Origin of the sequence: Curtobacterium sp. BNK-1, from assembly GCF_048685235.1 — a bacterium.
GTDB classification, from domain to species: domain Bacteria; phylum Pseudomonadota; class Gammaproteobacteria; order Enterobacterales; family Enterobacteriaceae; genus Pantoea; species Pantoea agglomerans.
Genome location: NZ_JBLQTJ010000004.1, coordinates 89,579 through 116,008, shown reverse-complemented (window position 1 = coordinate 116,008; position 26,430 = coordinate 89,579). Strand labels below are relative to the sequence as shown.

The following is a 26,430-nucleotide window of genomic DNA, read 5'->3' as shown; positions in this document are numbered from 1 at the left end:
GTTGCACCGCATTTTCCCGGTCCTTATCCTCACTAAATCCCAGCAGACAACATTCACTGTAATCAGCCATTTTTCCTCGATTAATTTTCAAACAGGTCTGGCGATTTCAGGCTGAAATCGCCAGACCCTGACTGAATAAGCTGTCGTTATTGTCTTCAGAAACTACCGGTTAAGCGAAGCATGACCGCTGACAAAGATTGCCTCAGGCTCTGCGCTATACTCATTTTTCATCTGCTCCGCACGCTGACCGGTAGGCACTATGAAAATTTCAACCACCACGGCAGTTTTTGCCGCATTGCTGACTGCTGCGCCATTGCATGCTGAAAACACACCAATCTCCTCCTGGTGGAATGGATTCACTGACGATGTTGCGCAGACCTGGAACGCGCCTCAGCATACCGATCTCTACCTGCCATTTATCAGCTGGCACGCCCGCTTTATGTACGACAAAGAAAAAACCGATAACTATAACGAGAATCCCTGGGGAGGCGGTCTGGGCATTTCCCGCTACAGCGACAGCGGCAACTGGAGCGCGCTTTATGCAATGGCTTTCAAAGACTCACACAATGAGTGGCAGCCGATTGTCGGTTATGGCTGGGAAAAGGGCTGGTATCCAGGTTCGAATCAGGACTTTCGTCTTGGCGCGGGATTAACCGCCGGCATCACCGCACGCGAAGATTTTGGTAACTATATTCCGCTACCGATTATTCTGCCGCTGTTCTCTGCCGGTTATAAGGCGCTGAATGTACAGTTCACCTATATTCCGGGCACGTACAATAATGGCAACGTGCTGTTCGCGTGGTTTCGCTATGCATTTTAATTTTTCAGGAAAGGATTTATGACCCGGAGGTGGAAAACCGTCACCCGCAGGCTCTGGCGCCTTGCGATTGCGTCTGGAGTACTGTTACTGCTGCTACTGATAATTCGAATCTATGAGGCGGAGCGCGGGCCGGAGTTACATCGCTGGCACACCTGGGTCCCGCATGAACTGACAGTAGAACAGCTTGATAATGCGACCTATGCCGACTACCTCAAGGCCGAAAATCATCTGTTCGACGAGATGAAGCAGCAGGTCAGCAACCGGCTGGATGCGGAAGATAAAACGCCACTCAACCGATACTATGCTGGCAGCATGATCTATCCGGGGCATTTTGCGCAGGACTGGAACCGTTCCTATATTCTGCAACCGACGGGCAGGCCGCGCGGTGCGGTGGTGCTGTTACATGGACTGACCGACAGTCCTTACAGTCTGCGGCATGTGGCAGAGGCTTACCGTCAGCAGGGTTATGTGGCAGTGGCGATACGGTTACCGGGTCACGGTACGGTGCCTGCGGGTCTGACCGATGTTGACTGGCAGGACTGGATGGCCGCCACACGCCTGGCGGTGCGGGAAGCGACCCGGCTGGCGGGCACGCAGACGCCGCTGCATCTGGTGGGTTTCTCGAACGGCGGGGCGCTGGCGGTAAAATATGCGCTCGACAGCCTGGGCGATCACACGCTGCGTCGTCCGCAGCAATTGATTCTGTTATCGCCGATGATCGGTGTGACTCGTTTTGCCCGGTTCGCAGGTGTTGCCGGGTTGCCCTCTGTTTTCCCTGCCTTCTCGAAAACGGCCTGGCTGAATATCGTGCCGGAGTTTAATCCGTTTAAATACAACTCTTTTCCGGTTCACGCTGCCCGGCAGACCTATTTGCTGACGCAGGCGCTGCAGAAAGAGATCCTCCAATATGCGCGTAATCAGCAGCTCTCCGGTTTCCCGCCCGTGCTAACCTTTCAGTCGGTCATGGATTCCACCGTCAGTACGCCTTCGGTCATCCGCTCGCTCTATAATTATCTGCCAGTGAACGGCAGCGAACTGGTGCTGTTCGATATCAATCAGGCGGTCAGCGTCAGTCCGTTATTCCGCCACTCCTCATATACCGCGGTTAATCAGCTGTTGCCTGCGGCGCGTCGGAATTACTCATCCACAGTGATCACCAATGCCTCCGCCACCTCACTGGAGATGGTGACGAAAAGCGTTCCCGCGGGAGAGATGCAGGAACGGATTCAGCCGCTGGCAATTGCCTATCCGGCGGGTCTCTACTCACTGTCGCACGTTGCGATTCCATTCCCGGCCGAGGATGGGTTATATGGCAGCGCGCCCGCGCAGAAGAATGAGTTTGGTATCAGTTTTGGGACGTTGTCACTGCGCGGCGAGAGTGCGGTGCTGATTGTCGGGCTGGACTCGATTATGCGCGCCACCTCTAACCCGTTTTATCCTTATATGATTAACCGAATCGATCACCACATCAGTTGTAGCGACAAGCCGCAACTTGCGGCCTGTCTCAGCAGTTTCTGAATCAGTACAGCATCAGGCCCGCATCGTGCGGGCCTGATGTTAAATAGCGTTCAGCATTTCCATCACATCATCCGACAGTTCCAGGCTGTCGCTGGCAAGATTCTCTTTAAGATGTTCCGGGGAAGAGGTGCCTGGAATCAGCAGAATATTTGGCGATCGCCGCAGCAGCCACGCGAGCGCGACCTGCATCGGCGTGGCATTCAGGGATGCAGCCACTTCATTAAGCTGATCCGACTGCAACGGAGAGAAGCCGCCCAGCGGGAAGAACGGCACATACGCAATTCCCTGCTGCGCCAGCTGATCCACCAGCTCATCATCCTGTCGATGCGCCAGGTTATACATATTCTGCACGCAGACAATCGGCGTCATCGCCTGAGCTTCTGCGATCTGCGTGGCGGTAACGTTACTCAGTCCAATATGGCGAATCAGTCCGCGTGCCTGTAACGCCAGCAGCGCCTCCAGTTGTGGCTTAAGAGAGCCTTCTTTGGGCCTGGCCGGATGCAACATACTGCGCAGGTTCACCACCTCAATCACATCCAGCCCCAGGTTGCGCAGGTTATCTTCCACTGCCTGCGTCAGCGCCTCTGGCTCCATCGCCGCCAGCCAGCCGCCTTTGGCGTCGCGGCGGGCACCCACTTTGGTGACAATGCAGAGATCCTGCGGATAGGGATGGAGCGCCTTTTTAATCAGCTGGTTGGTTTCGTGCGGGCCATAAAAGTCGCTGGTGTCGATATGATTAACGCCTGCCGCGACAGCATCGCGCAAAACCTGGATTGCCCGGGCTTCATCTTTTACCGGGCCGAACACGCCCGGCCCGGCCAGTTGCATTGCGCCGTAGCCGATACGGTTAACTTCACGATCGCCTAACGTAAAAGTCATGGTGGTGTTTGACATGAAAACCTCCTGCGTGAATGTAGATCAATTGTAACGGTGATTCAGCTGTGCAACTATCCGGTGAAATCAGGACAGACTGTACGGGGTGATGCACAATGGCGATCGATATGGCGCTGCTGGATGCCGTCGTGGCGGTGGCAAAAGCGGGAGGGTTTCGGGAAGCGGCACGCGTCACCGGCAGCAATGCGTCACGCCTGAGCGATGCGGTACGACGGGCGGAACAACAGCTGGGTATTCGTCTGTTTCACCGTACCACCCGCACCGTGGTGTTAACCGAAGCGGGCAGGGCGCTGATGGAACGTCTGCTGCCCGCGATCAATGAAGTTAACGCCGCGCTGGATGCGGTGAATCGCTACCGAAACACCCCTGGTGGCACGCTGCGGCTGAATGTGCCGGTCAGTGCTACGCGGCTGGTACTGCCCGCGCTGGTGCCAGAATTTTTGCAGCGTTATCCCGACATCCGGCTGGAAATTGTGGCGGAGAGCAGCGTGCAGGATGTCTTTCGTGACGGTTGTGATGCCGGGATTCGTTATGATGAGCGGCTGGAGCAGGATATGGTGGCGATGCCAATTGGCCCCAGACAGCAACGGTTCGCGCTGGCGGCTTCTCCGGCTTATCTGGCAGAACATGGCCGACCGGAACATCCGCGCGACCTGATCCATCATCGCTGTCTGCGTGGCCGTTATGCCAGCGGCCTCATGGCTGACTGGACCTTCAGCCACGAGGGCGAAGAGATCAGCGTTGAAACCAGCGGGCCGCTGGTGGTTTCGGTCGGTGGCGCAATGGATCTGGCGGTGGAGGCGGCCATCGCCGGAAGCGGCGTGATATATCTGTTTGATGAGTGGCTCAGGCCAGCCCTTGACAGCGGCAGGCTGGAACCGCTGCTGCAACCCTGGTGGCTGACTTTCTCCGGTCCGTGGCTCTATTACAACGATCGCCGCCTGATCCCCGCCCCGCTTCAGGCATTTATCGACTTTGTGCGCGAAAAAAACGGGCGCGAAAACAACTCAGCTATACCAGCTAAACCCCTGTGGCACCCGTGAAAATCCGGCATGTCGCAACGCGTTAAGCAGCGGTGACTGCGAAACCGGTTCACCATCTACCTTCTCAAGCGTGAAACTCGCGGGCTTTTCACGCTTCAGTGCCAGGCCCAGCGCCGCCACCGCGACCTGCTGCAGCGCGGGATCGTCGGTGAATGTCAGCAACTCTTTGCCTCCCGGCGTCAGGTAGAGTACCAGCGCGCCGCCTGCAATCACCACGCGACCCCCCTGACGGCGGGTCGGGCGGATGCCGCTGGCGTGGAGCGGCCAGCTCAGTAACGCACCAAATGGATTCGCCGGGTCCGGTGCGGCCAGCGCCACCGTCGCGGTCAGCGGCTTTTCTGCCAGCTCCCGCAGCCGCTCAATGGTGTTATGGTAGGCAAACTGCGCGCCACCCGCACCAGCGACAAACCGGCCACGCAGCAGCCGTCCGGCATCTTCCATGCTGCGTAATACCGGCTGTAACGCCGGGAATCCTCCGGGGATCTGCTCCGATATCGCGCTACCCCGGCTGATCACCCCATAACGGTCGAGAAGATTTTCCACCAGCGACAGGGCCAGCCGGGCAGGATCAATCTCCTGTCGGTTAATCCGCGACCAGCGACCAGCCAGCGTGTTGACCGCCGGTCGGCGTGCAGAAAGTGCGCCCGGGGTAAAACGCTGACCAAAACGGGTGCGCAGGGTACGCGTGGGACGTGAACGGGGGGCGCCTGGCGTGGTCAGCAGCCCACGCACCGCAATCCAGCTATCGGCGGTGACATAGCCTTGCCACACCAGTTGCCACAGGGCAGCATAAACGTCGGTGGTTTGCGTCTCTGCCTCGTCCATCTGTGCCATGATCTCATGAACAAACCACGAGCCACCCCGGCTAAGGGCGTCGAGAGTCGCCTGCTGAGTCGGCGTCAGAGGCTGTGTGGTGTCAATCACCGGCAGTGTTTCAGCGGCATATTCCGTGAGGTGCAGCGAGATCAACCCATCATTCTGACCCAGCGCTTTATGTCCGCACCAGGTAACCTCGCCACTGGCTAACAGTTCATCGAGCATCGCGGGCTGATAGTCGGCTATCCTGGCGCGCAGGATTTGTGACTCCCACAGCGAGGCCGGTAGCGGCACGCCCGCAAGTTGCTCAACTACCCGCAACAGCCCGCTAACCCCCTGATGCTCTTCACGCTGCGTATTAAGCACACCGTGACGCTCCAGCAGCAGGTTGATCCAGGCGGCAGGTGGAACAGGCCGGGTTGCTTCACGTGCTGATTGCAGTGAACGTAAGCGTAACCGTTTGAAGATCTCTGTGGAAACCCACTCCGTTTCCGATGCCCCCTCTGGCGAACCCATATTGAGCAGGTTACCCTGCTGATGCAGGGAAAGCAGCACCTCATTCACAATGGCGATACCCAGACCAAAATACGTGGCCAGCTGTCGGGCAGTGAACAGGGTATGGGTTCGGGCGTAGCGATTAATGAGATCGCGTAGCGGATCGGCCTGCGGCTCCAGAAATGTTTCGGGCAGATCGTCAGGCAGTACAACGGCCAGTGCATCGCGCAGGCGGGCTGCATCTTCAATGATCGCCCAGCGCTCTTCACCAGCGAGGGTGACCGTAATCATTCGCTGCGCGGCCGCGAACTGCGTTATGGCTTCCGCGATCTGCTGGGCGTTGCCACTGAAACGTGCCGCAATACCGGCAACCGGGAGCGGGCCAAGATCGCGCAGCAGATCGATAATGCCTTCGGTGTGCTGCGCCTGATAGCGGGAATCGATGCGCTGCAGTTCCTGTTCAACCTGCTCAACGACGTCAGGTGCCAGCAAATCACGCTTGCTGGTCTGGCCGAGCAGCTCACCCAGCAGGTTACTGTCGAGCGCCAGCAGTGAGGCGCGCCGTTCTGCCAGGGGGGCGTCGCTGGCGTAAATAAACTCTGCAACATAGCCAAACAGCAGCGGCGCGGCAAAAGGGGAGGGCTGTTCGGTCGTCACCTCGACCAGCTTTACCTTTCCCTGTGCCATCTGTTCCATCAGCTGGTGCAGGGCAGGCAGATCGTAGACATCCTGCAGACATTCGCGTGTGGTTTCGATAAGGATGGGGAAATCGTCATACTGTCGTGCAACTTCCAGCAATTGACCGGCGCGCAGCCGCTGCTGCCAGAGCGGCGAACGTTTGCCCGGATTACGCCTCGGCAGCAGCAGAGCGCGTGAGGCACATTCACGGAAGCGGGCGGCAAACAGCGCCGACTGACCGACACTCTCAGTGATCTCCCGGGTCAACTGGTCGGCGTCGAACATAAACAGGTCAGCGCCGGGTAACACTCCCTCACTGGCGGGAAAGCGGGCCACGATGCCGTCATCGCTGGCCGCAACAGAAGCATCAATGCCCAGGCGTTGCTGGATTCGGGCGGCAATCGCCAGCGCCCAGGGCGCATTGACCCGCTTTCCCCAGGGCGAATGCAGGATCACCCGCCAGTCGCCGATTTCGTCACGGCAGCGTTCGATCAGCAATGTGCGATCGTCCGGCAGTACGCCGGTCGCGGTGCGTTGTTCAGCCAGCAAAGCCAGCAGATTTGTGACTGCGCGGGCATCCAGCCCCAGCGCGCGCAACTGCTCCTGCGCGTCCACCGGTGAAGCCGTACTCAGATGACGCAGAAACAGCCCGAGGCTGGCACCCGAATCGGCCGAGCGACCCACACCTTCTCCGCGCCAGAAAGGCAGACGAGCCGGACGGCCTGGCGCAGGCACCACCAGTACCAGGTCGTGGGTAATCTGCTGAATCCGCCACGACGTTGCGCCCAGGGTAATAATGTCATTTACCCGCGACTCATAGACCATCTCTTCATCCAGTTCGCCGACACGACGTGAGCCAGCCTGCTCTTCGCCTTCCGGCAGGATGACGCTGAACATGCCGCGATCGGGAATGGTGCCGCCGCTGGTCACTGCAAGATGCTGAGCGCCGGGTCGCGGCGTCAGCAATCCGCTCTGACGATCCCACACCAGCTGCGGCCGCAGCTGAGCAAAAGCGTCTGAGGGAAACTTACCCGCCAGCATATCGAGCGTGGCATCAAACAGCCGACGCGACAGAGTGCGAAACGGATCGGCCCGACAGACCTGCGCATACCAATCATCGACCTGTAAGGGATCCATTGCGACGGCCGCCAGGGTTTGCTGCGCCAGAATATCGAGCGGGTTACGCGGCGGAGCCAGCGCATCGAGCTGGCCCGCACGCATCGACTGCAATATGACGGCCGAATCCAGCAGATCGCGCCGGGTGCGCGGAAACAGGATACCGGTTGATACGCCGCCAACCTGATGTCCGGCGCGTCCCACGCGCTGCAGTGCGCTGGCGACTGAAAGCGGTGCGCCCACCTGGATCACCAGATCCACCGGTCCCATATCAATGCCAAGTTCCAGACTGGAAGTCGCCACTACGCAGCGCAGTCTGCCCAGCTTCAGTGCGGCTTCAATCTCGCCTCGCTGCTCCTTCGAGACGGACCCGTGGTGCGAGCGGGCAATAAGATCATCACTGTCGTCCGGTTCTGCATCCCGATCGCCAGCGGCTGTCTGCTGCGCCAGATAACGCGCATTGAGCCGCGCAGTCAGCTTTTCCGCCAGGCCACGCGAATTCACAAACACCAGCGTGGCGCGATGGGACATGACCTGCTGCAGAATGCGCGCTTCAATGTGCGGCCAGATCGAACCGCTGGCAGAGGTGGCTTCACCGGTCAGGTCATCGGGGCTGGCGATATCGGTCATATCTTCGACCGGAACCTCGATGGTCAGGTGCAGCGTCCGATCGGCGGCCGGATTAACGACCTGAACGGGCTGACAGCCGCCAAGGAAGGCGGCCACCCGCTCAACCGGTCGTACCGTGGCGGAAAGCCCGATACGCTGGGCGGGCTGTGGCAGCAGCGCATCCAGCCGCTCCAGGCTCAGCGCCAGCTGGGAACCCCGCTTTGTTCCCGCCACCGCATGCACCTCATCGACGATGACCGTGGCCACGCCCTGTAGTGTCGTTCGCGCTTTTGAGGTCAGCATCAGAAACAGTGACTCGGGTGTAGTGATCAGGATATCGGGCGGGCGGCGCACCAGCCTGGCGCGCTCTGCATCGGGCGTATCGCCGGATCGCATTCCGATATTCAGAGTGATCTCTGGCTCATTCAGCGCCTGCCGCTCAGCGTAAACGCCTGCCAGCGGCAGATTAAGGTTGCGCTGTACGTCCGCGGCCAGCGCTTTAACCGGTGAAATATAGAGTATGCGGGTGGTCGTTTCACGTGCAGGTGAGGGCTGCGCGGTTCGGAACTGAAACAGCGTGTCGATGGCGGTGAGGAAAGCCGCCAGCGTCTTCCCTGAACCGGTCGGGGCGATCACCAGCGCATGCCCTCCGCTGGCTATCGCCTGCCATGCCGCCTGCTGCACCGGCGTGGGTGCAGCAAAGGTGGCAGAAAACCAGCGTCGTGTGGCGGATGAAAACCGGGCTAAAACCGCATCAGATTGGGATTTCGACATCATACTCACGGTATCACGCAGCAACTGCGCCTGAAATTAATCCGTTGAGTGTAAGTGAAAATTGCCGTTTGTGGATGACGCGGCAGATATCTGGCCGCGTCGGGCGGGTTTATTAACTGGCCGCTCCGGCTAAAGCGCGACCTCTGATCGCCAGCAGCGACACCAGTGCCAGCACGATAATAGTCATGCCATAGAACCAGGCGGTCTGGTTCAGCCCGATATGCGGCGCTGCCATTCCGGCGGCAATCGCAGGGAGGGCAAAGGCGAGATAGCTTTTGATCAAAAAGGCGGAGAACAGTCCGGCGCGTTCATGACTTTCAGCTAACTGCATAATGATCTTCAGCACGCTGGAGAAAATCGATCCAAATCCCTGACCCGCAATGGCAGTGCCGAGATAGAGCCAGGCCACGCTGTGCAGAGAAAGGCCCGCAAGCGTGACGCTGACGCCCGCTATCAGCATCAGCGTACCGATAACTAATGCCCGCGCAGGCGGTAACGGGCGAAAGAGAAATACTGCTGCCGTTGCGCTCAGCATCAGCGTCGCCACAATCGAGCCGCCGATAAAAGGCGATGTCAGGCCGGTTGCGTTCGCCACCATTGAGGGCATCAGTGAAAGGTAAAATCCGCCCAGCATCCAGGTTGCGATGTTAACCGGCGTCACCATTAACAGCGGGCCCAGCGCGCGTCGCGGTATGCTGACCTGAGGTCGCAGTGCGGCCAGAACACCCGGCTGAGGCGCAATGGTTTCTGGTATCAGCGGCAACAGCGCCATGGCAACCAGCATCAGGAGCAGCAGCAGCGCATAGAGCGTCACCGTGGGAAAGGGCGCAAAGGTGACCAGTATGCCGCCCGCCAGCGTGCCCAGCGTCATCCCCAGAAAGGCGGTGAATGAGTTCAGCAGTGGCCCACGGGTTTTACTGGCGTCAATCAGGCTGGCACCAAAGGTCGGCAAGGCAATACCGGTAGCAAAGCCCTGCACCAGCCGGGCGGCGATTAAGGTCGCCGCAGAACCGGCAGTCATAAAGATCACCAGCGCGATCGCATTGATCGCCAGCGCCAGCAGCATCAGCGGACGGCGGCCGGTATAGTCGGACACTTTACCCACCGTCAGCAGCGCGGCCAGCAACGCGAAAGCATAGGCGCCAAAGATCAACGTCAGCATGGTCGGCGTCAGATGGAACAGGCTGCGATAAAGTGGGTAGAGCGGCGTTGGCGCACTGCTGGTGGCGGAGATCAGCGCCGCACCGGTAAAACTGAAAAGCGTGGTGCGGGCAGCAGCCTGAGGCGTCAATGTGGGGTTCATGGAAATCACCTTAATGCAAAGTATTAGCTTTTAATAAGGTATACGGCTATCTGAACCTTAATGCAATATCTTTGCTTTAACGTTTATTGCGGTGGGGCTGAAGGCGTGTCTGAGAGTTTGTAACGGTGAGAGCTCTTCAAGGTGTTACGTCTGCTTTTTGACAGAGGCAAGCCTTTTATCAGGATATTTGATGTACTGACCCTCTACTGACGGGAGTTCATGTGCTGGCAGAGGCACGTTGACTTTGGGCCACCGTGACTTTATAGATAAGCTCAAACCTTTATAAATTTAATTTGGGGAAAAGGGCGCATGCTATTGCAGGAAAGCCTTAAACAGGAAGTTACTGAAGCAGTCAAAAAATCACTCACCTTCGATATTTTTTATCAGAGAATACGGCCTGATATATCAGCTTTCGTGGCTGCAACGTCACAACTGCCATTGAAAAGTCTTGATGACTGGGAGCGATTAATACGCTGGCAGATTGACTCATCTTTTTATACATCAGGTTATAAACGGACAGGTGCTGAGATCCAGCAGGTGGGTTCTCTCAGGTGGATGGACTTATGTCATGCAGATGGTTTTCGGCGGGAACGCGCATTACGAACATTATCAGTTGGTGCACCCAACAGTTTTTTATTTGCCTTAGCCGTCAGAAGGTTAAATGATTGGGTTCCTCAGGTGAGAGAAGCCGCCCGTGAAGCACTTCCCTCAATCGCAGCAGCTTCTGACCCGGAAGTTATCGTGGATGTCTTGTTTATAACGCTTCCCTATTGGACCTCATGGGGAAGAGCGGGTGAGAAGGAACACGAGGTACTCACAGACATTATTTCAATGGAGAACGTCACTGCCTCTCTGAAAAAAAGACTTATCTGCACTTCTTCGGGGCCTGCTGCAACTGTCTTTACCCAAGCAGGACGCACGTCAGTATTAGATAATTTTCTGTCTGAGATTGCTGAATCCTCCATTCAGCCCTCACTGCGTGCGAAGGCGTACCGCTGCCTGTTCGAAGGCAAAATTATCTGGTCCGAGGGGATGGAATGGAAGTGGATTGATAAAGCCTTTGGCGTACGACGGCGTGTACCTGTTTTAAATGAAAAAACAATAGCCGTTTCCAGGCCTTTTATTGATATCTTAAGGATGGCCATACTTGACCGCTCACCGATGGTACGGCGTATAGCCGGAGAAATGCTGATTAAAGAATTAGAAAATATATGTGATGAAGCCTTTTCCATGGCCACTCAACTGGCTTCCGATATATCAGAATCTGTAGCGGAACGAGGAAGGTTTGCACTGGTCTGCTTAAAAAAGGATAAGTGAGGCTTTAATTAAACAAGCTAAGCAATATGATTGTCGCAGGAGCCTTTAGGGTAATCTCTGTCCGCCATAAAGAATCATGGTAAATTTCATGTTGTCATGTGCTTTTCGGGTTGTTTATCAATAATGTTTCGGCGAGTCTCACTGTTAATAACAATCAGGGAGCCAGATGATGAAGATAGCTGAGATCGATCATATCCATCTCTACGTTGAAAATATTGAACAGGCAGAAAAGTGGTACAACGAGATCCTGGGCTTTGAACGCGACCCTTCCCTGTACTTCTGGTTTGAACAGGGTGGGCCGCTGGTCATAAGAAATAACAGGGCATCACTCTCTCTTTTCCTGCGAAAATCTCAGCCACCAGGCCATACGGTGGCTTTCGGGGTGGCAGCCTCATCTTTCAACGAACTTATGCCTGTACTCCGTAAGAATAAAATCCCTTTCAGCGTCAGTGACCACGACGTGTCGATGTCCGTCTATTTCAGCGATCTCAGTAATAATAAAATTGAAGTGACCTCTTACGACTACCTGCATGCAAAGCAGATACTGGAGAGCTTTGCGTAACGCTATCGCAGTTTGCGCTTAGAGGCGTGACTGCAGGCGCACTGTGATCTCCGCTCCGAAAGTATAAGTACTTCACTCATCAGCACGCTGGAGGAAGTTAAGCCTCCAGGCCCTGAACGGCGATTAATAAAGTGAGTTCTTCAATCGCTCAGGCAGCGCTTTGTCGTAGGCATCGCCATCAATCTCTGCAATCTGTTTGAGGATCGAACCGGTGCTGGGCAGCGACTGCCGTGAGATCTGCGTTTCGGCATCCCATAATCCGGAGCGAATAATCGCCCGGCTGCACTGAAAGAAAACGCTCTCCACAGTGATGCGCAATACGGTTTTTGGCAGCTGATTGTTGATGGCAAAGCGCTCAAGCAGCGCCGGGTCGGTGCTGATCGCCGCTGTGCCGTTCACGCGCAACGTCTCGCCAATGCCAGGGATGAGAAAAAGCAGCGCTACCCGATTGTCATGCAGAATGTTGCGCAGGCTGTCGATGCGGTTATTGCCGCGTCTGTCGGGTAATAACAGGGTCTTGTCATCTTCGATTTCGATAAATCCGGCCGGATCGCCGCGCGGTGAAACATCCAGTCCCTCAGCCCCCGACGTTGCCAGCGCCACAAAAGGCGAGGCGGCGATAAACGGACGATAGGCGGGATGAATATGATCCGTCTCTTTAGCGACAGAGGGCCGGGCGACCGTGCCGTAAAGACCTTCAAGTTCGGTAAGTTCAGTGATAATGCTGCTCTGTTCAGACATTTTTGCACTTTCCTTTCACTATTCAGATCCTCATAACGCTGAAGGTGAGACTACACAGACCCGACGCGCCAGTTTAAGCAGCACTTTAACACCCATGCAGCGTATTCAGAACCCGTGCGCCACCCTTTATGGCAATCGCCCCAGGTGAACCCGTCTTCCCGCCGCTAAAACAGCTTATTACCTGGGGCGGCAACCTCTTTCCACCCTTTACCAATATCAGAAGCACAACACAACGTAGTGACAGCCTCTGATGAGAGGTCCATATTCTGCAATCAGATGAGCACGAAAACCGCGACTTGTGCACTGAAATTAGCCGCCGTTCGTTAAGCGTATTAACAGAGTTGGTGACAGCAGAAGTTGCTGATATAAAGAGTAAAGATTGCTTATTCAGCACCCAAAAGGAGCGCATGATGGTTTGGGAATCAGAGCGGCTGCTCTGTAGATATACTCTTCGCGAGGATCTTGACGACCTCTTCAGAATTTATGGCGACCCCGAAACGCATAAATTTAACCCGCGAGGTCCATGGCCCGACAGAACGTATGCCATTCAGGCCATAGAGCGCATATTACAGAGCTATCAGGAACAGGGTTTTGGCGACTGGACGATATTTGAGAAAGCCCATCCGGATAAAATCATTGGCTTTGGGGGCGTTTTCAGAAGCCAGTTTGACGGTCGTCAGACGAATAATCTCGGTTACCGGTTTGAGCCTGCTGCCTGGGGAAAAGGGTATGCCACCGAGCTTTCCCGCAGAGCCATTCGCTACGGATTCGAAGAGGCCGGGCTGAGCATCATTACGGGTGTGACGCGCGAAAACCATCTGGCTTCGCGGCGGGTACTGGAAAAAGCGGGCCTGACCTTTTTGAAAAAGGTCGACGATCCTGAGGGGTTGCCTCCCAGCCTGATGTACACCCTGACACGACGTGACTGGCTTGCGGCTGGCAACATCGTTACCGAATAAGTTTGATCTTTCCCGTTTGTGATTCAGGCGTGGCGAAATCTGCGCCACCTTTTCGCACCAGGTCCCTTTAAACCCTCTCTTATCCCGCGATTAATACTCCGCTGTGTGGATTACTTTAGCCATCTTAATCAGGGGGAGGCTTTATGGATATTCGTACAATTTTTATTTCAGCAGTTATGGCAGTCAGTCTTTTATGGATAGGCGCATCAGATAACCGTTCGTCACGTCTCACCGCCGAGCCGGTTAAATCTGTCCTGAGTAAGCTGCAGCCTTGATTCTCAATCGCCCGATAGCACACATTAGCGCCTGCTCAGCCTGAGATGCGGTACACTGCCGGTATCTGTTAATGCAACTTCGTTGCTTTAACCATGACGTTCAGGCTGATAAAAGCGGGAGAAAGAGATGGCGAGGGAGATGATTCGGCAGGGTGGGCGCAGCGCACGTATTCAGGCGGAAGTGCATAATACCGTTAACCGCTTGCTTGAAACGCTTGATCGTTCAGCTATTACAGTGCCGATGATCGCCGAACAGGCGGGTGTGACACCTTCCACGATCTATCGGCGCTGGGGCGATCTGTCCCAGTTGCTGGCGGATGTGGCCGTGGCACGGATGCGGCCCATTGCAGAACCGGAAGATACCGGATCGACGGCCGGCGATCTTACCGCGTTCATCCAGCAGTATGCTGAAGAGATGTCGTCCAAAGTCGGTCGTGAGCTTCTGGCTGATGTGATAGGAAGTCAGGCTGAAGTGGCGAGCCAGAAATGCTGTGGGTTTACCTATCAGCATCTTGAAACACTGAAAAGTCGGGCTGAGGCACGCGGCGAATCAGGTTTTGACGTTGATCGCATCATCGATGTGGTCGTGGCGCCGGTGATGTTTCATATTCTGTTCGGTGACCGCGACATCTCAGCAGAATACTGTTCGTCTCTGGTTCAGCGGGCACTTCAGACAGCAGTCAGCGCTGAATAAAGGGCAGGGCGGCTTGCGTGATCAGATGCTGCAAGAGTGCTCGCGCCGGATCGTCACCCTGATCTGAGCGGGCGAGCGCGATACCCAGATAGCCGGGCATTGGCAGCCGGTGTGATTCAATCACCAGCGTCTCCGGCAACCCGGCGCGGGTGCGCAGGGTGATGCCCAGCCCGGCCTGTAATGCCGCCCAGATCCCGCTAAGACTGTGGCTGGTGAACACTACCCGCCACGGAATACCTGCCTTATCCAGCGCCTCGATGGCGCGCGATCGCATGACACACGGCGCATCGAATGCCACCAGCGGCAGCGGCTCGCCGCGCTGCAGATATCCCGCCAGATCAAACGCCGGATGCTGTATCCAGGCTAACGGACACTGACCAATTAACTGCGTGCCAGCCTGCTGCTCTGCCTGCCACAGCAGCGCCAGATCCAGCTCATGACGGGCCAGCGCCGTAAGCAGCGGCAGATTTCTGTCGACGCGTGCGGTCAGCATCACCTCCGGATGCTGCCGGTTGAACGCGCCGAGAATGTCCGGCATCAATGCCTCGCCAAAATCCTCCTGCATCCCGATGCGTATTTCGCCCTGTAACGCTTCGCCTTTCACTGCCCGCAATGTCTCATCGTTCAGCGACAGCAGGCGTCTGGCGTAACTCATCAGCTGTTCACCGCTGCGGGTCAGCTGCACATGCCGCCCTTTTTTCATCACCAGCGCCGTGCCGCATTGCTGCTCAAGTTTCTTAAGCTGCGCACTGACGGCCGAGGCAGACCGACACAGATGCTGTGCCGCCAGGGCAAAGCTGCCGGCATCAATGCCCGCGACGAAACTGCGCAGCGCATCCATATCGAGGGACTCCGGTACCTTGTTCATTATTGTCCTGTAATTATGGATGGTAAGAGCTGATTAATTTGATTTTCAGGATTGAAGGCCTGAGTGACACTCTGTCTCACCACTGAGGAGTGTGCAATGAAAAAATCGCTTGATCGGGAAACACTGGCGCAGCGCGCGCCAAAACTAGCCGAACTGACACAGCAGGTGCTGTTTGGCGATATCTGGCAGCGCGAACTGCTGTCACCGCGTGAACGCAGCCTGCTGACGCTGGCAACGTTAACCGCGCTGGGGCGGGTCCAGCAGCTGCCGTGGCACATCGATTTCGCCCGGCAAAATGGACTGACGCAGGATGAGCTGGTGGAGAGCTTCACCCATCTGGCGTTTTACGCAGGCTGGCCCGCCGCCGTCACCGCGCTGGGTTATCTGGAGGATAATCACTGATGCCCTATACCCGAATTACCCTGCGTCAGGGCTACAGCGAGGCGGCTCTGCATCAGATCTCCACGCTGCTTCAGCAGGCGCTGGTCGCAGAATTTGACGTTCCTGAGCATGATTGCTTTCAGGTGATTGAGATGCTGCCCGCCGGACAGCGGGTATTTGATCGTCACTATCTCAGCGGCGGGCGTAGCGATAATTTCGTGCTGTTTCAGGTGACAGCAGGCCGACCGCGAACCCGACAACAGAAGCAGCAGTTTTATCATTCACTCTGTACGACGCTTCAGGCGGAGATGGCGATCGATCCTGACGACGTGATGATCATCATTCAGTTTAACAGCACCGAAGAGTGGAGCTTTAGCGGCGGCCGGATGCTGGCACAGGAGGCGTTATGATTATCATGCACTACCGTTTTACCCTGCCCGCTGACTACGACATGGGCATCATCGAACAGCGCATCAGTCTGAACGGAGCCCGGCTTGATGGCTTTCCAGGGCTGGTGGCCAAGGCGTATCTCTACACCTGCCGTGATGATGACGGACAGAATGAAAACCGTTATGCGCCGCTCTATTTCTGGCGGGAGGCGAGTGGTATGCAGCGTTTCCTGCAAAGTCCTGGCTTTGCGACGCTGGTCAGGGATTTTGGCTGGCCGATCATCGAAAGCTGGCTGGCGCTTGAGGGGCAGACCCACATGCCGGATCTGGCCGATGCCCGCTTTATAACGCTGAACCGCTGGTCGATTCCACCGCATTCAGACCTTACGACACTGCCGGTAACAACAGGGATCAGCGCCTGGGATGTGAGCCGCTGGCAGGGAGTAGACGTTAACGCTTCACACCAGCGCCCCGCTGGCGAGCAGGAAGTCTATCGGATCGGTTATCTGGCACGGGGTGCAGCCGCCGCGGATCTGCAACTCTAGCATCGGGAATGTCGCTGCTTTCTACTCACAGGGCAAAAATGGCTTCTATCTCTATGCGCAGGTCAGCGGAGAAAAGTCCGCTGACCTGTACCAGCGAGCTGGCGGGCAGATGCTCGCCGTAGTTGCGATAAAGCACTTCCCGCAGCGCGGTGATCTCTGTGAAAGAGGTGATGAATATCGTGACCTTCAGCAGCGCTGCGAGCGACGTATGCTCAGCCGCGGCAACCGCCCTGAGTTGATCAAAAATAGCCTCTGCCTGTTCAGCCATATCTCCCTGCTGAGCCGCCGTACCGAAAGCGGTCAGCCCAGAGACATACAGCGTCACGCCATGTTTCACTGCGTGGACATAAGGCGCTTTTACTTCGCCCAGTTGCGGATAATTTTTGCGTTCTGGCATCGTCATATTTTCCTCTTTTAAGTGATTTCATACCATACAGGCTACTGGCATTAAAGCAGGCTGAGAGTCGATAGCGGGTTGTGTTAACAAATCGGCAACAGGCAGAAGAGGTGATTGCTGGTGGTTAAGGCGATCTTTTGACGATTTCAGTCGATTTCAGACATCAACGCCGATCCTGTGTTGCGTGCTATATACAATACATTGAATAGCATGACTACCTTCTGATTTTAAACCTATCAGGACGATGCCTTGCCATCCAGATTCAGTAACGTGGATAGGGTGGATAAATATGTACACGATTTCACTCGTAGGTTATATTCATCCTATGACCCTCGGAAAAGAGAGGGGCAGTTCAAATCTTACGGTCTGTGAAATTTTTTAATCAACGATGAAATCTGGATGGCTCTACCGGCAATCCCTTTGATTTTACCCGTCCTGTCTAATCGGAAATCATGTATGAACTCAAATCAAACCATGTCCCAGAAGCTTGCCAGAGACAGTCTCGGAAATGCTGCCGCCTTCGAAGGAGGAGTATACGTAACAAAAAACGGCGTCTCTGAACTCTTCATCCAGACTGCTGCTGAGCGTCAGGCTGAGATTAGAGAGATCGAGCAGGAAAGAAACATAAACGCCCTTTTCAAGCTGGCCTTGCAAGCTAAAAAGGAAGTCGCTGATGGCAAAGGCATGACCCCTGAAGACGTTCTGGGAAGGTTACGTGCCGCAAGAAAATAATAGAGAGGCTTGGAGTGTCAGAACAATATCAGCTGGTAATCGCGCCTCTGGCTGAACAGTGTCTCAAGGACATTGAGTCCTATAAGAGCGGAACAGTTGGGGCGCAGCAAGCGGCTGCATTTGTCGATAATCTACTCATGGATTCAGTCGACAATATCAGTCAGGATCCTGAAAGGTATCGCTACAATGCTTATCTTTCAGAGCGCGGGCTTTTGTTACGCGAACGTCTTGATGTTGAAGGAGAGTATCGTGTTCTGTACGATTTCGTGGACAATACTATCCAGATTCTTCTTTTCGTTAGCATGAAACAGGATTTCGGAAATTTGCTCTACAGATACAACATACTGAAATGACGCTCAGGGCCCGCTAATGCGGGCTTTTGCATAATGAAAGCTTATGAACGTAAGTGCCACTGTCAGCATCCCCGTTTTAGTTTCACTCAATTTTTGAGATTTGCGGATTCTCAGCCATAAGCCCATATTCTTCCGGCATCAGGTTATCAGGGATTCATAAGCCCGCTTACCTGTAAGTCGTAGACAAAAAACACGGTAATTTCAGATGCGTAGGGATAAGCCAGGACGGGCGCGGCCATAATGATGACCAGCGCGAAATCATATGAATAACGATATGAACACGCCCGTCAGAAATCAGCGTTTCAGCAATTGCTGGCAGGCGAGGTTATCCTGCACGGCGTGCTGTTGCTCATCAGGTGTCAGTTGCTGCCAGCGAGCAATCACGCTGCTGCCCAGCCCCGGTTTATAAGTGATTTTTTGCAGCGCATAATCAGAGTTGCCGCCTTCAATGACGTTCTGCATCTGCCGGTCGAGGGGCTGCTTACTATCATGATCAATCGCGCAGAACACCGCGACGTAATACGCCTTATCTTCCTCACTGTCCTGTGGGATAAACCACCAGGCGGTCAGGGCGAGGATCAGCAGCAGGGGCAGGATATATTTTACTTTAGCCATTTTAGTCACCGGTTGAGTGCCGTTAAGTCAGCCGGGTATGGCCAGACGCAGGGCGCGTATCCTGCCACAGTTTCCGCTCACCGTTAACCTTGTTCAGCCGCTGTTGAGGCAATGTTCAGTTTGCTGGCGCTTCAATCAGCGTCGTACTGATTTGCGCACCCGGCATCATCTGCTGTAATCCCGAAACCAGATCGTCGCTGGCCTGTTGCAGCGCGGAGAGCGGCATAGCGGGCAGACTTTCCAGAATGAACCACATCTGCTGCGCACTGGCATCCAGTCGGGTTCTTACACCCTGACGCCAGTTCCAGCGGCGACAGGTCACGCCCTGATCGTCGCGCCAGATCACTTCGCCCGGTTCCGGCGACTCATAAACCACCTCGCCCTCTTTAACGGTATCGAAACGTTCACTGCCGTCAGCTATCACCAGGCGTGGCTCGCCAGCATAGGCCTCGATATTTTCACCTCCGACCGGCAGCGCATAACGAATGCTGATGGCGTTATAGAGATCGACAACCGGATCGATGGCAGGCAATGCGCCATCCCGCAGCACACGCTTACGCAATGCTTCTGCCGAACAGGGTGTACGTTTCGCTTTGGCACCAAAGGCTTTAAATACCTCAGCCCAGGCGGCGAGATGCGCGTCTGCCCACGTCGCATCATCATTTAACACCTGCTGGCATGCGCTTTTCAGTGCATCGCTGGCAACGTCTGGTCGGGTAATCGGTGTGGCTTCCACCACAATACTCATGGCACGAAAGGCGGGAGCGAGCGCGAAAACAGCAGGATCGATTGACGGGTGAACAGATAACATCGGATACTCTCTCAGTGACTAATTTATTTCATAGTAATGACTGATGACCAAAAAAGTCAATATAACGACCGATGCGGGTGCCGATGTCGCCAGTGTCAATCAGGCTATTTCGGACAGCATCAAAAGCTGGCGTAAAAGTCAGAAACTCTCGCTGGATGAGTTATCGCGCCGGGCTGGCGTCAGTAAAGGCATGCTGGTGGAGATCGAAAAGGGCGCCGCTAACCCCAGCATTGCCATTCTCTGTAAAGTGGCTGCCGCACTGGGCGTCTCGGTGGCAGACATCGTCAACGTTTCGCATGCGCCTGACGTCTGGCTGATTGAGAACAGCGAAATGCCCCGGCTGTGGCAGGGCGAGCAGGGCGGTTATGCGCAGCTGCTGGCGGGAACCCGTGGGCCGGATATGATCGAGCTCTGGCGCTGGCAGATGTTTGCGGGCGAAGCTTTCCGTTCAACCGGTCACTCCTCAGGCACACTCGAACTGTTGCATGTCGAGCAGGGCACGCTCGCCTTAACGGTGGGTGAGCAGACCCTGGTGGTGCAGCAGGGCTGTGCAGCCGTAGCGCGAACCGATATGCCGCATGCCTATGCCAGTGCCGATCACCTGCCGGTTATCTTCACCATGACAGTGGCCGAACTGCAGCGCTGACGGCGCTATTCTGCGGCGGTCGCTTCGCCTGGACACGCCAGCAGCAGCGTTTTCAGCAACCTTTCCAGTTCGGCACGCTCTGAAGCGCCAAGCGGTGCCAGCACCGCCTCCTGCGTAGCGGTATGGACGCGGAGTGCATGCTCAATCTGCTGCTGCCCGTGCGGCGTCAGCCCGACCAGCATGCTGCGCTTATCCTCTGGCGCGGCAATACGCTCAATCAGATGCTGCTGCTCCAGCCGGTTCAGACGATTTGTCATCGCACCGGACGTCACCAGCAGCGCCTGGTAGAGCTGGGTGGGCGACAGGCGAAAAGGCGATCCCGCCCGTCGCAATGTCGCCAGCACATCAAATTCTCCCTCCTGAAAACCAAAAGGCTCCAGTGCCTGACTGCGCGCTTTCGCCAGATGTTTCATCAGACGCAGCACCCTGCCGAAGATCCGCATTGAAGAGGCGTCGAGATCGGGCATCGCGTCGTCCCACTGACTGACAACGAAATCAATATGGTCATGCATAAATCACCTTTAAATATTGTGGTTATGTTGTCGGGTTGTGCGCAGCCTCTTAACACCGGGGGGAATTTATCTTAACGTTAAGATAAATGTTGGCAGCCCGTTGCTGTCATCGCCAATCCTCTGTTAAGGCGTCGATGATGAAAAATAAGGTGTTGTTCCCCATTCTGTTTGCCGTGATCGCTTTTCTTATCGGGCTGAACCTGCGCCCAATGCTGGCGATTATCGGCCCGCTGTTCCCGGTGTTGCAACTGCAGGCCGGGTTGTCGGCGACGACGTTCAGTCTGCTGACCACGTTGCCGGTGGCGATGATGGGCCTGGCCGCACTCTCTGGCCCGTGGCTGATCGCCCGCATCGGGCCGGTAAAGGGAATCGCCGCCGGTTTGCTCTGTCTGACGTTTGCCTGCCTGTGGCGCGGGGTTACGCTTACTCCCTCTCAGCTGCTGCTCACCGCGCTGGCGGGGGGCGCAGGAATTGGCGTGATACAGGCGCTGATGCCCGCTCTGATCCGGCAACGCTTTGCTGAGGCCGCGGCGACGCTGATGGCGCTGTTCAGCACGGGCATTATGGCGGGCGCGGCACTGACTGCTGCCGGTGCCGACCCGCTGTTTTCATGGCTGGGCCTGCAACCCGCGCTGGCGCTTTCCGGCGGGTTAACGCTGGTCACACTGCTGATCTGGCTGACTTTAGTCAGACGATCGCCGCAGGTGAGCGTGGCCTCTGATGCAGCGACGCTGCCTGTGCGGCGTACCCTGTTGCTGATGCTCTTTTTCGGCATTGGCACGGGTGCTTATACGCTGGTGCTGGCCTGGCTGCCGCCATTCTATATTCAACTGGGCTGGAGTGCTCGCCACAGTGGCTATCTGCTCGCCGCGCTGACGTTAACCGAAGTGGTGGCAGGATTCATCGTCTCGGCGACGTTACATCGCTTTCCCGATCGCCGTCCGCTGCTGCTCGGCGTGCTGGCCCTGTTGCTGCTGGGGCTGCTGAGTCTGGTCTTTTACCCGGGCACGATGCCGATACTCTCTTCACTGTTACTGGGTACGGGCATCGGAGCGCTCTTTCCGCTGTCGCTGATTGTCACGCTGGATCATGCGCGCAGTGCCAGAGAGGCGGGCATTCTGCTGTCACGCGTGCAGGGAGGCGGATATCTGATTGCGGCTCTGATGCCGCTGCTGGCAGGCTGGGTGCGTGATAGCGGCACGTCAATGACCCAGGCCTGGCTGATCATGAGCGCTGGCGTGGTGCTGTTGATGGTGATTGCCCGACGCTTCAGACCTCAGAACAGTATCAACTGAACAAAGCCGTTGCCGATCAATGTCGATCTGGCATGCTGGAATAAAACCCCTGAACCCGGAGTGCATTGTGAAAGTCATTGGTCTGTTAGGCGGTATGTCGTGGGAGTCTACCGCGCTTTATTACCGTATTCTCAATCAGCAGGTTAAACAGCGGCTGGGCGGCCTGCACTCGGCGGAGCTGGTGCTCTATAGCGTGGATTTTCAGCGCATTGAGCAGCTACAGGCCGCGGGCGATTGGCAGCAGGCGGGAGAGATACTGGCTGAAGCGGCACGCAATCTGGAACGGGCTGGCGCGCAGTTCATCGTACTCTGTACCAACACCATGCATAAAGTGGCAACACAAATCAGCGCCGCAACGGGCATCCCGCTGCTGCATATCGCCGACGCCACCGGACGGCGCATTCAGCAGGCCGGGGTGCGTAAGGTCGGATTACTGGCGACGCGATTCACCATGGAACAGGATTTCTATCGCGGGCGACTTCAGCAGCAGTTTGGTCTTGAGGTGATCACGCCGGATAGAGAGGATCGGATTTTTGTGCATGAGGTGATTTACCACGAGCTCTGTCTGGGCGAGATCAATCCCGCGTCGCGTCGCCGTTATGGGGAGATCATGCAGCAGCTGGTTGCGCAGGGGGCGGAGGCCATTATTCTCGGCTGCACCGAAATCACACTGCTGGTGGATGCCACGGATGCCAGCGTGCCACTGTTTGATACCACGCTTATCCACGCGGAAGAGGCCGTTACCCAGGCGCTGGCCTGACGTTTATCCTGCACTTAACCTTGAGGGAATCGCATGAAAATTGAAAATCTGCCGTTTGGCCTGACCCGGTGGGATCAGATTGAAGAGACGATTCATCCCGGCGACCAGGGGCAGGCGACCTGGCGAACCGTGAAGTTTAACGATATCCGGGTGCGGATGGTCGACTATTCACCAGGCTATGTCGCCGATCACTGGTGCACAAAGGGCCATATTTTGCTGTGCATGGCGGGTGAGTTGCACACTGAACTGGCAGATGGTCGCCGTTTCGTGCTGACACCGGGCGTCAGCTATCAGGTGGCGGACGATGCTGAACCACATCGCTCCTTTACGTCCACAGGCGCGCAACTCTTCATCGTTGACTGAGTTCACCATCAGCCTCTCTGGTGATCACCTGCTGGTGAATCATCGCGTCGTTGACACTTTTAAAAGTAAACTGAATCAGCTTTATAAAAATCAGCAAAATTAATGGTTTATTTCATCAGAGTTATCTGGTTCTGACAGGAATAATTTCCATCAGGCTGTATGCTGGAAGCCTTATAAGAACGTTTTGCATTCACCTGAGGTGGGGAAGCCTGTGCTGATAAAAAAGAAGAAAGTTCGTTCGCATACCGAAGATCGACTGCTGGCGCTGGTGCTTGCCACCACCGCCGGCATCCTTAATGCCATGGCGCTGGGCGCGTTTGGATTTTTTCCATCGCATATGACCGGTAACACGTCGCAAATCTCCCAGGAAGTGACCACCAGCGACCTCCATACCATGCTGTTTTTGATGGCACTGATTATTGCCTTTGTGCTGGGTTGTACCGTTGCCCGGCTGGCGGTGGTAGTGGGGATCAGACATAAGTTACGCACCATATTCTGTCTGATCATTCTGGCGGAAGGGGCGGCACTGACGGCGGCATCAATCTTTGAAATCGTGTTCTACCGGCCAAGCTTTAACGGGGAAGTGCTGTTAATGCTGGGCTTTTTAATGGGGATTCATAATGCGACCTCGACGCAGCTCTCCAATGGCCGCGTCAGATCGACCCACATTACTGGCACGCTGACCGATGCGGGTATTGCGCTGGGGTCGTGGATCTTTGCCCATACTTCTCACGCCGTGCATCTTGAAACCGACGATCGTCGCTTTTTCCAGAAGGTTCTGCACACCCATCTGACTACCGTGTTTTCATTCCTGAGCGGCTGTATTGCCGGTCTGCTGCTGTTTAAAGTCTATGGCTTTAACGCCATGGTTGGACTGGGGATATTTCTGATGCTGGTGGCACTGACGGCCATCGCCATCACCGTGCAGCGTACCCGCAGAAGCCTCTACTGACAGTAAAACCGCCCGCCCGATGCACACAGCGCATCGGGCGGGTTGCTTACTGCTGCGTTCGGGTTGGCCGCACCACGATTTCGTTCACATCCACCTCTTCAGGCTGTTCAATGGCATAGCGAACGGCGCGACCAATGGCGTCCGGCTGCAACGCGATAGCGCGATAGTGCTGCATCGCCTCGGCGGCTGCCGGATCGGTAATGGTTGATGCCAGCTCGCTCTCAACCACACCGGGATGGACACAGGTCACCCGTAGCTGACTGTTCTCCTGCCGTAATCCGTCGGAAATCGCCCGCACCGCAAACTTAGTGGCGCAGTAGACGGCTGCGGTGGGCGACACGGCCAGCGCCCCTATCGACGCGACGTTGATGATGTGGCCGCGCTGGTGGGCCAGCATGGTCGGCAACACTGACGCAATGCCATACAGCACCCCTTTGATGTTTACGTCGATCATCTGTTCCCACTCTTCCACCCGCAGCGACGCCATCGGTGACAAGGGCATAATACCGGCGTTATTGATCATTACATCCACCCGGCCCCATCTCTCCAGCGCATACTCAACGAACTGCGTCATCTCTTCGCGGCGCGTTACATCAAGCGCTTTGATCGCCACCTCTGCACCATTGAACTGCAGCTCTTCAGCCAGCGCGGCCAGGCGGCTTTCCCGCCGCGTACCCAGCAGCAGAATGACATCTGTTTTCGCCAGTTCACGTGCAATGCCTGCACCGATGCCGCTTGAGGCGCCGGTAATTAAAATCACTTTCTGAGTCATTTTGTTTCTCCAGTCAGGTTGTCACTGGCGATCATACGGCGACTGGATTATAAAGATAATCCACCGAACGCTTTACGCACTGGTAACTCAATCTGACCAATGAATGCCGATAAAAATGCTCTCGAAGTTTTTGTGATTGTGGCGCAGACGCGAAATTTCCGGCTGGCCGCAGAACAATTGGGTGTTACGCGTCCGGCGATCAGCCAGAGTCTGCGGCGTCTGGAAGACCGGCTTAACATCACGTTGATGCAGCGCACCACACGATCGGTTCAGCTGACAGAAGCCGGACAGCGGCTCTATGCCGAAGTGGCGCCGGCGATCAACCAGCTCAATCGCGCCGTGACCGATATTGCCGAACTGGCTGCGGAACCTCGGGGCCAGCTGCGGCTGGCGATCTCCTCGATTGCTGAGCGGATGCTGGGGGGAGAACTGCTGGCAAGCTTTATTACCGCTTATCCGCAGGTGGAGGTGGATATCACCGTCACCGATGAGGAGTTTGATATTGTCGGGCAGGGCTATGACGCGGGTGTGCGGCTGGGGGAGGTGATTGCTCAGGATATGATTGCGGTGCCGGTATCCAATGCGCAGCGTCAGGTGGCGGTGGCGTCACCCGCCTATCTGGCTCGCGCAGGCACGCCGCAACATCCTCAGGATCTGGTCAATCATCGCTGCATCGGCTGGCGAAAAGGGCCTGGTCTGGCCCCTTATCGCTGGGAGTTCGCAGAGCAGGGACGCGAGTTTGATGTTGCCGTCAATCCGCAACTCACCACAAATGACATGGGGGTGATGATTCGCACCGCCTGCGCCGGGGGCGGCATCAGCTTTGGCATGGAAGAAACCTTCCAGCCTTACATCGCACGTGGCGAACTGGTGACCCTGCTCGATGCATGGTTGCCTGCCTTTGCCGGCTTCTATCTCTATTTTCCCAGCCGCAAAAATCTGGCCCCCAAGCTGAGGGCGCTGATCGATCACGTCAGACTTTAGCGACAGAGTGCACGTCTGATTTAGCGCTGATATTGCTGATCGCTGACCTGCTCCAGCCAGTCAACCGGCGAGCCGTTCAGTGACTCAGCGATAGCAATATGCGTCATGGCGTTATCCGGCGTTGCACCGTGCCAGTGCTTCACGTTTTCCGGGATCCAGACGATATCACCGGTGTTCATCACCTGAATGGCTTCACCCTCACACTGAATCCAGCCCTGGCCATGCGTGACGATCAGGGTTTGCCCGAGTGGATGGGTATGCCATGCGGTGCGGGCACCCGGTTCAAAAGTCACCGTTGCGCCACCCACGCGGGCGGGTTCGGTTGCCTGGAATGGTGCATCAATCCGAACCGTGCCGGTAAAATATTCAGCAGGTCCTTTACGCGAAGGCAGCGATCCGTTGGCGATAATTTTCATTACTCACTCCTGTTGTTAACGTGTC

30 protein-coding genes are annotated in these 26,430 nt (G+C 56.1%); 19 read left to right on the top strand and 11 right to left on the bottom strand.

Annotated features, from left to right (window positions below; translation table 11 throughout):
• The first annotated feature begins 259 nt into the window (after nucleotides 1-259).
• Together pagP and ACMGGP_RS20975 are read left to right on the top strand one after the other, a co-directional pair.
• Nucleotides 260-820 carry a lipid IV(A) palmitoyltransferase PagP gene (gene pagP / locus ACMGGP_RS20980; RefSeq protein ID WP_010246837.1) on the top strand — a complete coding sequence of 187 codons (561 nt, stop codon included), beginning with the start codon at nucleotides 260-262 and terminating at the stop codon, nucleotides 818-820.
• 18 nt (nucleotides 821-838) lie between these two features.
• A complete protein-coding gene (locus tag ACMGGP_RS20975; protein ID WP_346441464.1) occupies nucleotides 839-2,338 on the top strand; it encodes an alpha/beta fold hydrolase in 1,500 nt (499 codons plus the stop codon).
• Nucleotides 2,339-2,377: 39 nt separating this feature from the next.
• Here the strand turns inward: ACMGGP_RS20975 and ACMGGP_RS20970 are convergent, their stop codons facing one another.
• Nucleotides 2,378-3,232 (bottom strand): aldo/keto reductase family oxidoreductase, encoded by an 855-nt coding sequence (locus ACMGGP_RS20970; protein ID WP_498798845.1) that lies wholly within the window; start codon nucleotides 3,230-3,232, stop codon nucleotides 2,378-2,380.
• Between the two features lie 95 nt (nucleotides 3,233-3,327).
• Between ACMGGP_RS20970 and ACMGGP_RS20965 the strand changes: the two genes are divergently transcribed.
• Nucleotides 3,328-4,275, top strand: coding sequence for a LysR family transcriptional regulator (locus ACMGGP_RS20965; protein WP_061703309.1), 948 nt, complete (start codon nucleotides 3,328-3,330; stop codon nucleotides 4,273-4,275).
• On the opposite strand, the gene ACMGGP_RS20960 is transcribed toward ACMGGP_RS20965, so the two are convergent.
• Both ACMGGP_RS20960 and ACMGGP_RS20955 read right to left on the bottom strand, forming a co-directional pair.
• Nucleotides 4,240-8,766 (bottom strand): ATP-dependent helicase, encoded by a 4,527-nt coding sequence (locus ACMGGP_RS20960; RefSeq protein ID WP_498798844.1) that lies wholly within the window; start codon nucleotides 8,764-8,766, stop codon nucleotides 4,240-4,242. The two genes, ACMGGP_RS20965 and ACMGGP_RS20960, sit on opposite strands and share 36 nt — an antisense overlap.
• Nucleotides 8,767-8,875: 109 nt before the next feature.
• On the bottom strand, nucleotides 8,876-10,066 hold the full coding sequence (locus ACMGGP_RS20955) for an MFS transporter (protein WP_498798843.1): 1,191 nt from the start codon (nucleotides 10,064-10,066) through the stop codon (nucleotides 8,876-8,878).
• A 309-nt stretch (nucleotides 10,067-10,375) separates the two neighbouring features.
• Here ACMGGP_RS20955 and ACMGGP_RS20950 point away from each other — a divergent pair, with 309 nt between their 5' ends.
• Together ACMGGP_RS20950 and ACMGGP_RS20945 are read left to right on the top strand one after the other, a co-directional pair.
• Entirely contained in the window at nucleotides 10,376-11,383 is a 1,008-nt protein-coding gene (locus ACMGGP_RS20950) for a hypothetical protein (RefSeq protein ID WP_062759005.1), read from the top strand.
• A gap of 166 nt (nucleotides 11,384-11,549) precedes the next feature.
• A complete protein-coding gene (locus ACMGGP_RS20945) occupies nucleotides 11,550-11,945 on the top strand; it encodes a VOC family protein (protein WP_498798842.1) in 396 nt (131 codons plus the stop codon).
• A gap of 123 nt (nucleotides 11,946-12,068) precedes the next feature.
• Here ACMGGP_RS20945 and ACMGGP_RS20940 read toward each other — a convergent pair whose 3' ends face one another.
• Complete coding sequence (locus tag ACMGGP_RS20940) at nucleotides 12,069-12,686, bottom strand: pyridoxamine 5'-phosphate oxidase family protein (RefSeq protein WP_498798841.1); 618 nt, start codon at nucleotides 12,684-12,686, stop codon at nucleotides 12,069-12,071.
• A 407-nt stretch (nucleotides 12,687-13,093) separates the two neighbouring features.
• Between ACMGGP_RS20940 and ACMGGP_RS20935 the strand changes: the two genes are divergently transcribed.
• From ACMGGP_RS20935 to ACMGGP_RS20925, 3 genes are all read left to right on the top strand, one after another.
• The gene (locus ACMGGP_RS20935; RefSeq protein WP_498798840.1) at nucleotides 13,094-13,645 is read left to right on the top strand and encodes a GNAT family N-acetyltransferase; all 552 of its coding nucleotides are present in this window, start codon (nucleotides 13,094-13,096) and stop codon (nucleotides 13,643-13,645) included.
• A gap of 143 nt (nucleotides 13,646-13,788) precedes the next feature.
• A complete protein-coding gene (locus ACMGGP_RS20930; protein ID WP_022624561.1) occupies nucleotides 13,789-13,920 on the top strand; it encodes a hypothetical protein in 132 nt (43 codons plus the stop codon).
• 127 nt (nucleotides 13,921-14,047) lie between these two features.
• Nucleotides 14,048-14,614, top strand: coding sequence for a TetR/AcrR family transcriptional regulator (locus tag ACMGGP_RS20925; RefSeq protein ID WP_137241048.1), 567 nt, complete (start codon nucleotides 14,048-14,050; stop codon nucleotides 14,612-14,614).
• On the opposite strand, the gene ACMGGP_RS20920 is transcribed toward ACMGGP_RS20925, so the two are convergent.
• On the bottom strand, nucleotides 14,601-15,482 hold the full coding sequence (locus tag ACMGGP_RS20920) for a LysR substrate-binding domain-containing protein (protein WP_033779946.1): 882 nt from the start codon (nucleotides 15,480-15,482) through the stop codon (nucleotides 14,601-14,603). The genes ACMGGP_RS20925 and ACMGGP_RS20920 overlap by 14 nt on opposite strands.
• Nucleotides 15,483-15,578: 96 nt before the next feature.
• Between ACMGGP_RS20920 and ACMGGP_RS20915 the strand changes: the two genes are divergently transcribed.
• The 3 genes from ACMGGP_RS20915 to ACMGGP_RS20905 are packed head-to-tail and all read left to right on the top strand — an operon-like array spanning nucleotide 15,579 to nucleotide 16,797.
• Nucleotides 15,579-15,884, top strand: coding sequence for a carboxymuconolactone decarboxylase family protein (locus ACMGGP_RS20915; protein WP_010246860.1), 306 nt, complete (start codon nucleotides 15,579-15,581; stop codon nucleotides 15,882-15,884).
• Nucleotides 15,884-16,273: a tautomerase family protein gene (locus ACMGGP_RS20910; protein ID WP_187496423.1), complete on the top strand. Its 390-nt coding sequence runs from the start codon at nucleotides 15,884-15,886 to the stop codon at nucleotides 16,271-16,273. The genes ACMGGP_RS20915 and ACMGGP_RS20910 overlap by 1 nt, the downstream gene beginning before the upstream one ends.
• On the top strand, nucleotides 16,270-16,797 hold the full coding sequence (locus tag ACMGGP_RS20905) for a DUF4865 family protein (protein WP_498798839.1): 528 nt from the start codon (nucleotides 16,270-16,272) through the stop codon (nucleotides 16,795-16,797). The genes ACMGGP_RS20910 and ACMGGP_RS20905 overlap by 4 nt, the downstream gene beginning before the upstream one ends.
• 25 nt (nucleotides 16,798-16,822) lie before the next feature.
• On the opposite strand, the gene ACMGGP_RS20900 is transcribed toward ACMGGP_RS20905, so the two are convergent.
• The gene (locus ACMGGP_RS20900; protein ID WP_498798838.1) at nucleotides 16,823-17,194 is read right to left on the bottom strand and encodes a RidA family protein; all 372 of its coding nucleotides are present in this window, start codon (nucleotides 17,192-17,194) and stop codon (nucleotides 16,823-16,825) included.
• Nucleotides 17,195-17,650: 456 nt separating this feature from the next.
• On the opposite strand from ACMGGP_RS20900, the gene ACMGGP_RS20895 reads away from it, so the two are divergent.
• Entirely contained in the window at nucleotides 17,651-17,926 is a 276-nt protein-coding gene (locus ACMGGP_RS20895; protein WP_010246864.1) for a hypothetical protein, read from the top strand.
• Between the two features lie 14 nt (nucleotides 17,927-17,940).
• Nucleotides 17,941-18,279 carry a type II toxin-antitoxin system RelE/ParE family toxin gene (locus ACMGGP_RS20890; RefSeq protein ID WP_010246865.1) on the top strand — a complete coding sequence of 113 codons (339 nt, stop codon included), beginning with the start codon at nucleotides 17,941-17,943 and terminating at the stop codon, nucleotides 18,277-18,279.
• A 294-nt stretch (nucleotides 18,280-18,573) separates the two neighbouring features.
• On the opposite strand, the gene ACMGGP_RS20885 is transcribed toward ACMGGP_RS20890, so the two are convergent.
• Both ACMGGP_RS20885 and ACMGGP_RS20880 read right to left on the bottom strand, forming a co-directional pair.
• Entirely contained in the window at nucleotides 18,574-18,894 is a 321-nt protein-coding gene (locus tag ACMGGP_RS20885) for a hypothetical protein (RefSeq protein WP_498798837.1), read from the bottom strand.
• Between the two features lie 115 nt (nucleotides 18,895-19,009).
• Nucleotides 19,010-19,705 (bottom strand): B3/B4 domain-containing protein, encoded by a 696-nt coding sequence (locus tag ACMGGP_RS20880; protein ID WP_132499224.1) that lies wholly within the window; start codon nucleotides 19,703-19,705, stop codon nucleotides 19,010-19,012.
• Nucleotides 19,706-19,748: 43 nt separating this feature from the next.
• Here ACMGGP_RS20880 and ACMGGP_RS20875 point away from each other — a divergent pair, with 43 nt between their 5' ends.
• The gene (locus ACMGGP_RS20875) at nucleotides 19,749-20,351 is read left to right on the top strand and encodes a helix-turn-helix domain-containing protein (RefSeq protein ID WP_010246868.1); all 603 of its coding nucleotides are present in this window, start codon (nucleotides 19,749-19,751) and stop codon (nucleotides 20,349-20,351) included.
• 5 nt (nucleotides 20,352-20,356) lie between these two features.
• Here the strand turns inward: ACMGGP_RS20875 and ACMGGP_RS20870 are convergent, their stop codons facing one another.
• On the bottom strand, nucleotides 20,357-20,863 hold the full coding sequence (locus ACMGGP_RS20870; RefSeq protein ID WP_010670568.1) for a MarR family winged helix-turn-helix transcriptional regulator: 507 nt from the start codon (nucleotides 20,861-20,863) through the stop codon (nucleotides 20,357-20,359).
• Between the two features lie 134 nt (nucleotides 20,864-20,997).
• Between ACMGGP_RS20870 and ACMGGP_RS20865 the strand changes: the two genes are divergently transcribed.
• The 4 genes from ACMGGP_RS20865 to ACMGGP_RS20850 all read left to right on the top strand — a co-directional run bounded on the left by ACMGGP_RS20865 (nucleotide 20,998) and on the right by ACMGGP_RS20850 (nucleotide 24,233).
• Nucleotides 20,998-22,158, top strand: a complete 1,161-nt coding sequence (locus ACMGGP_RS20865) for an MFS transporter (RefSeq protein ID WP_498798836.1) — start codon at nucleotides 20,998-21,000, stop codon at nucleotides 22,156-22,158.
• Between the two features lie 67 nt (nucleotides 22,159-22,225).
• Complete coding sequence (locus ACMGGP_RS20860; protein ID WP_346464258.1) at nucleotides 22,226-22,918, top strand: aspartate/glutamate racemase family protein; 693 nt, start codon at nucleotides 22,226-22,228, stop codon at nucleotides 22,916-22,918.
• A gap of 33 nt (nucleotides 22,919-22,951) precedes the next feature.
• Nucleotides 22,952-23,281 carry a DHCW motif cupin fold protein gene (locus ACMGGP_RS20855; protein WP_498798835.1) on the top strand — a complete coding sequence of 110 codons (330 nt, stop codon included), beginning with the start codon at nucleotides 22,952-22,954 and terminating at the stop codon, nucleotides 23,279-23,281.
• Nucleotides 23,282-23,492: 211 nt separating this feature from the next.
• A complete protein-coding gene (locus ACMGGP_RS20850; RefSeq protein ID WP_029519590.1) occupies nucleotides 23,493-24,233 on the top strand; it encodes a YoaK family protein in 741 nt (246 codons plus the stop codon).
• 46 nt (nucleotides 24,234-24,279) lie between these two features.
• Here ACMGGP_RS20850 and ACMGGP_RS20845 read toward each other — a convergent pair whose 3' ends face one another.
• On the bottom strand, nucleotides 24,280-25,005 hold the full coding sequence (locus tag ACMGGP_RS20845; protein ID WP_498798834.1) for an SDR family oxidoreductase: 726 nt from the start codon (nucleotides 25,003-25,005) through the stop codon (nucleotides 24,280-24,282).
• 99 nt (nucleotides 25,006-25,104) lie between these two features.
• On the opposite strand from ACMGGP_RS20845, the gene ACMGGP_RS20840 reads away from it, so the two are divergent.
• Nucleotides 25,105-25,989: a LysR family transcriptional regulator gene (locus ACMGGP_RS20840; protein ID WP_010246879.1), complete on the top strand. Its 885-nt coding sequence runs from the start codon at nucleotides 25,105-25,107 to the stop codon at nucleotides 25,987-25,989.
• A 20-nt stretch (nucleotides 25,990-26,009) separates the two neighbouring features.
• On the opposite strand, the gene ACMGGP_RS20835 is transcribed toward ACMGGP_RS20840, so the two are convergent.
• Nucleotides 26,010-26,405 carry a (R)-mandelonitrile lyase gene (locus tag ACMGGP_RS20835; RefSeq protein WP_010246880.1) on the bottom strand — a complete coding sequence of 132 codons (396 nt, stop codon included), beginning with the start codon at nucleotides 26,403-26,405 and terminating at the stop codon, nucleotides 26,010-26,012.
• Between the last annotated feature and the right edge of the window lie 25 nt (nucleotides 26,406-26,430).

Coding starts and splice junctions, on each gene's coding strand:
- ACMGGP_RS20945 (WP_498798842.1), top strand. CDS start 11,550: ATGATGAAGATAGCTGAGATCGATCATATCCATCTCTACGTTGAAAAT.
- pagP (WP_010246837.1), top strand. CDS start 260: ATGAAAATTTCAACCACCACGGCAGTTTTTGCCGCATTGCTGACTGCT.
- ACMGGP_RS20865 (WP_498798836.1), top strand. CDS start 20,998: ATGATGAAAAATAAGGTGTTGTTCCCCATTCTGTTTGCCGTGATCGCT.
- ACMGGP_RS20970 (WP_498798845.1), bottom strand. CDS start 3,232: ATGTCAAACACCACCATGACTTTTACGTTAGGCGATCGTGAAGTTAAC.
- ACMGGP_RS20835 (WP_010246880.1), bottom strand. CDS start 26,405: ATGAAAATTATCGCCAACGGATCGCTGCCTTCGCGTAAAGGACCTGCT.
- ACMGGP_RS20930 (WP_022624561.1), top strand. CDS start 13,789: ATGGATATTCGTACAATTTTTATTTCAGCAGTTATGGCAGTCAGTCTT.
- ACMGGP_RS20885 (WP_498798837.1), bottom strand. CDS start 18,894: ATGGCTAAAGTAAAATATATCCTGCCCCTGCTGCTGATCCTCGCCCTG.
- ACMGGP_RS20965 (WP_061703309.1), top strand. CDS start 3,328: ATGGCGATCGATATGGCGCTGCTGGATGCCGTCGTGGCGGTGGCAAAA.
- ACMGGP_RS20910 (WP_187496423.1), top strand. CDS start 15,884: ATGCCCTATACCCGAATTACCCTGCGTCAGGGCTACAGCGAGGCGGCT.
- ACMGGP_RS20870 (WP_010670568.1), bottom strand. CDS start 20,863: ATGCATGACCATATTGATTTCGTTGTCAGTCAGTGGGACGACGCGATG.
- ACMGGP_RS20845 (WP_498798834.1), bottom strand. CDS start 25,005: ATGACTCAGAAAGTGATTTTAATTACCGGCGCCTCAAGCGGCATCGGT.
- ACMGGP_RS20975 (WP_346441464.1), top strand. CDS start 839: ATGACCCGGAGGTGGAAAACCGTCACCCGCAGGCTCTGGCGCCTTGCG.
- ACMGGP_RS20875 (WP_010246868.1), top strand. CDS start 19,749: ATGACCAAAAAAGTCAATATAACGACCGATGCGGGTGCCGATGTCGCC.
- ACMGGP_RS20915 (WP_010246860.1), top strand. CDS start 15,579: ATGAAAAAATCGCTTGATCGGGAAACACTGGCGCAGCGCGCGCCAAAA.
- ACMGGP_RS20960 (WP_498798844.1), bottom strand. CDS start 8,766: ATGATGTCGAAATCCCAATCTGATGCGGTTTTAGCCCGGTTTTCATCC.
- ACMGGP_RS20900 (WP_498798838.1), bottom strand. CDS start 17,194: ATGCCAGAACGCAAAAATTATCCGCAACTGGGCGAAGTAAAAGCGCCT.
- ACMGGP_RS20880 (WP_132499224.1), bottom strand. CDS start 19,705: ATGTTATCTGTTCACCCGTCAATCGATCCTGCTGTTTTCGCGCTCGCT.
- ACMGGP_RS20955 (WP_498798843.1), bottom strand. CDS start 10,066: ATGAACCCCACATTGACGCCTCAGGCTGCTGCCCGCACCACGCTTTTC.
- ACMGGP_RS20855 (WP_498798835.1), top strand. CDS start 22,952: ATGAAAATTGAAAATCTGCCGTTTGGCCTGACCCGGTGGGATCAGATT.
- ACMGGP_RS20925 (WP_137241048.1), top strand. CDS start 14,048: ATGGCGAGGGAGATGATTCGGCAGGGTGGGCGCAGCGCACGTATTCAG.
- ACMGGP_RS20935 (WP_498798840.1), top strand. CDS start 13,094: ATGATGGTTTGGGAATCAGAGCGGCTGCTCTGTAGATATACTCTTCGC.
- ACMGGP_RS20840 (WP_010246879.1), top strand. CDS start 25,105: ATGAATGCCGATAAAAATGCTCTCGAAGTTTTTGTGATTGTGGCGCAG.
- ACMGGP_RS20920 (WP_033779946.1), bottom strand. CDS start 15,482: ATGAACAAGGTACCGGAGTCCCTCGATATGGATGCGCTGCGCAGTTTC.
- ACMGGP_RS20895 (WP_010246864.1), top strand. CDS start 17,651: ATGAACTCAAATCAAACCATGTCCCAGAAGCTTGCCAGAGACAGTCTC.
- ACMGGP_RS20905 (WP_498798839.1), top strand. CDS start 16,270: ATGATTATCATGCACTACCGTTTTACCCTGCCCGCTGACTACGACATG.
- ACMGGP_RS20940 (WP_498798841.1), bottom strand. CDS start 12,686: ATGTCTGAACAGAGCAGCATTATCACTGAACTTACCGAACTTGAAGGT.
- ACMGGP_RS20950 (WP_062759005.1), top strand. CDS start 10,376: ATGCTATTGCAGGAAAGCCTTAAACAGGAAGTTACTGAAGCAGTCAAA.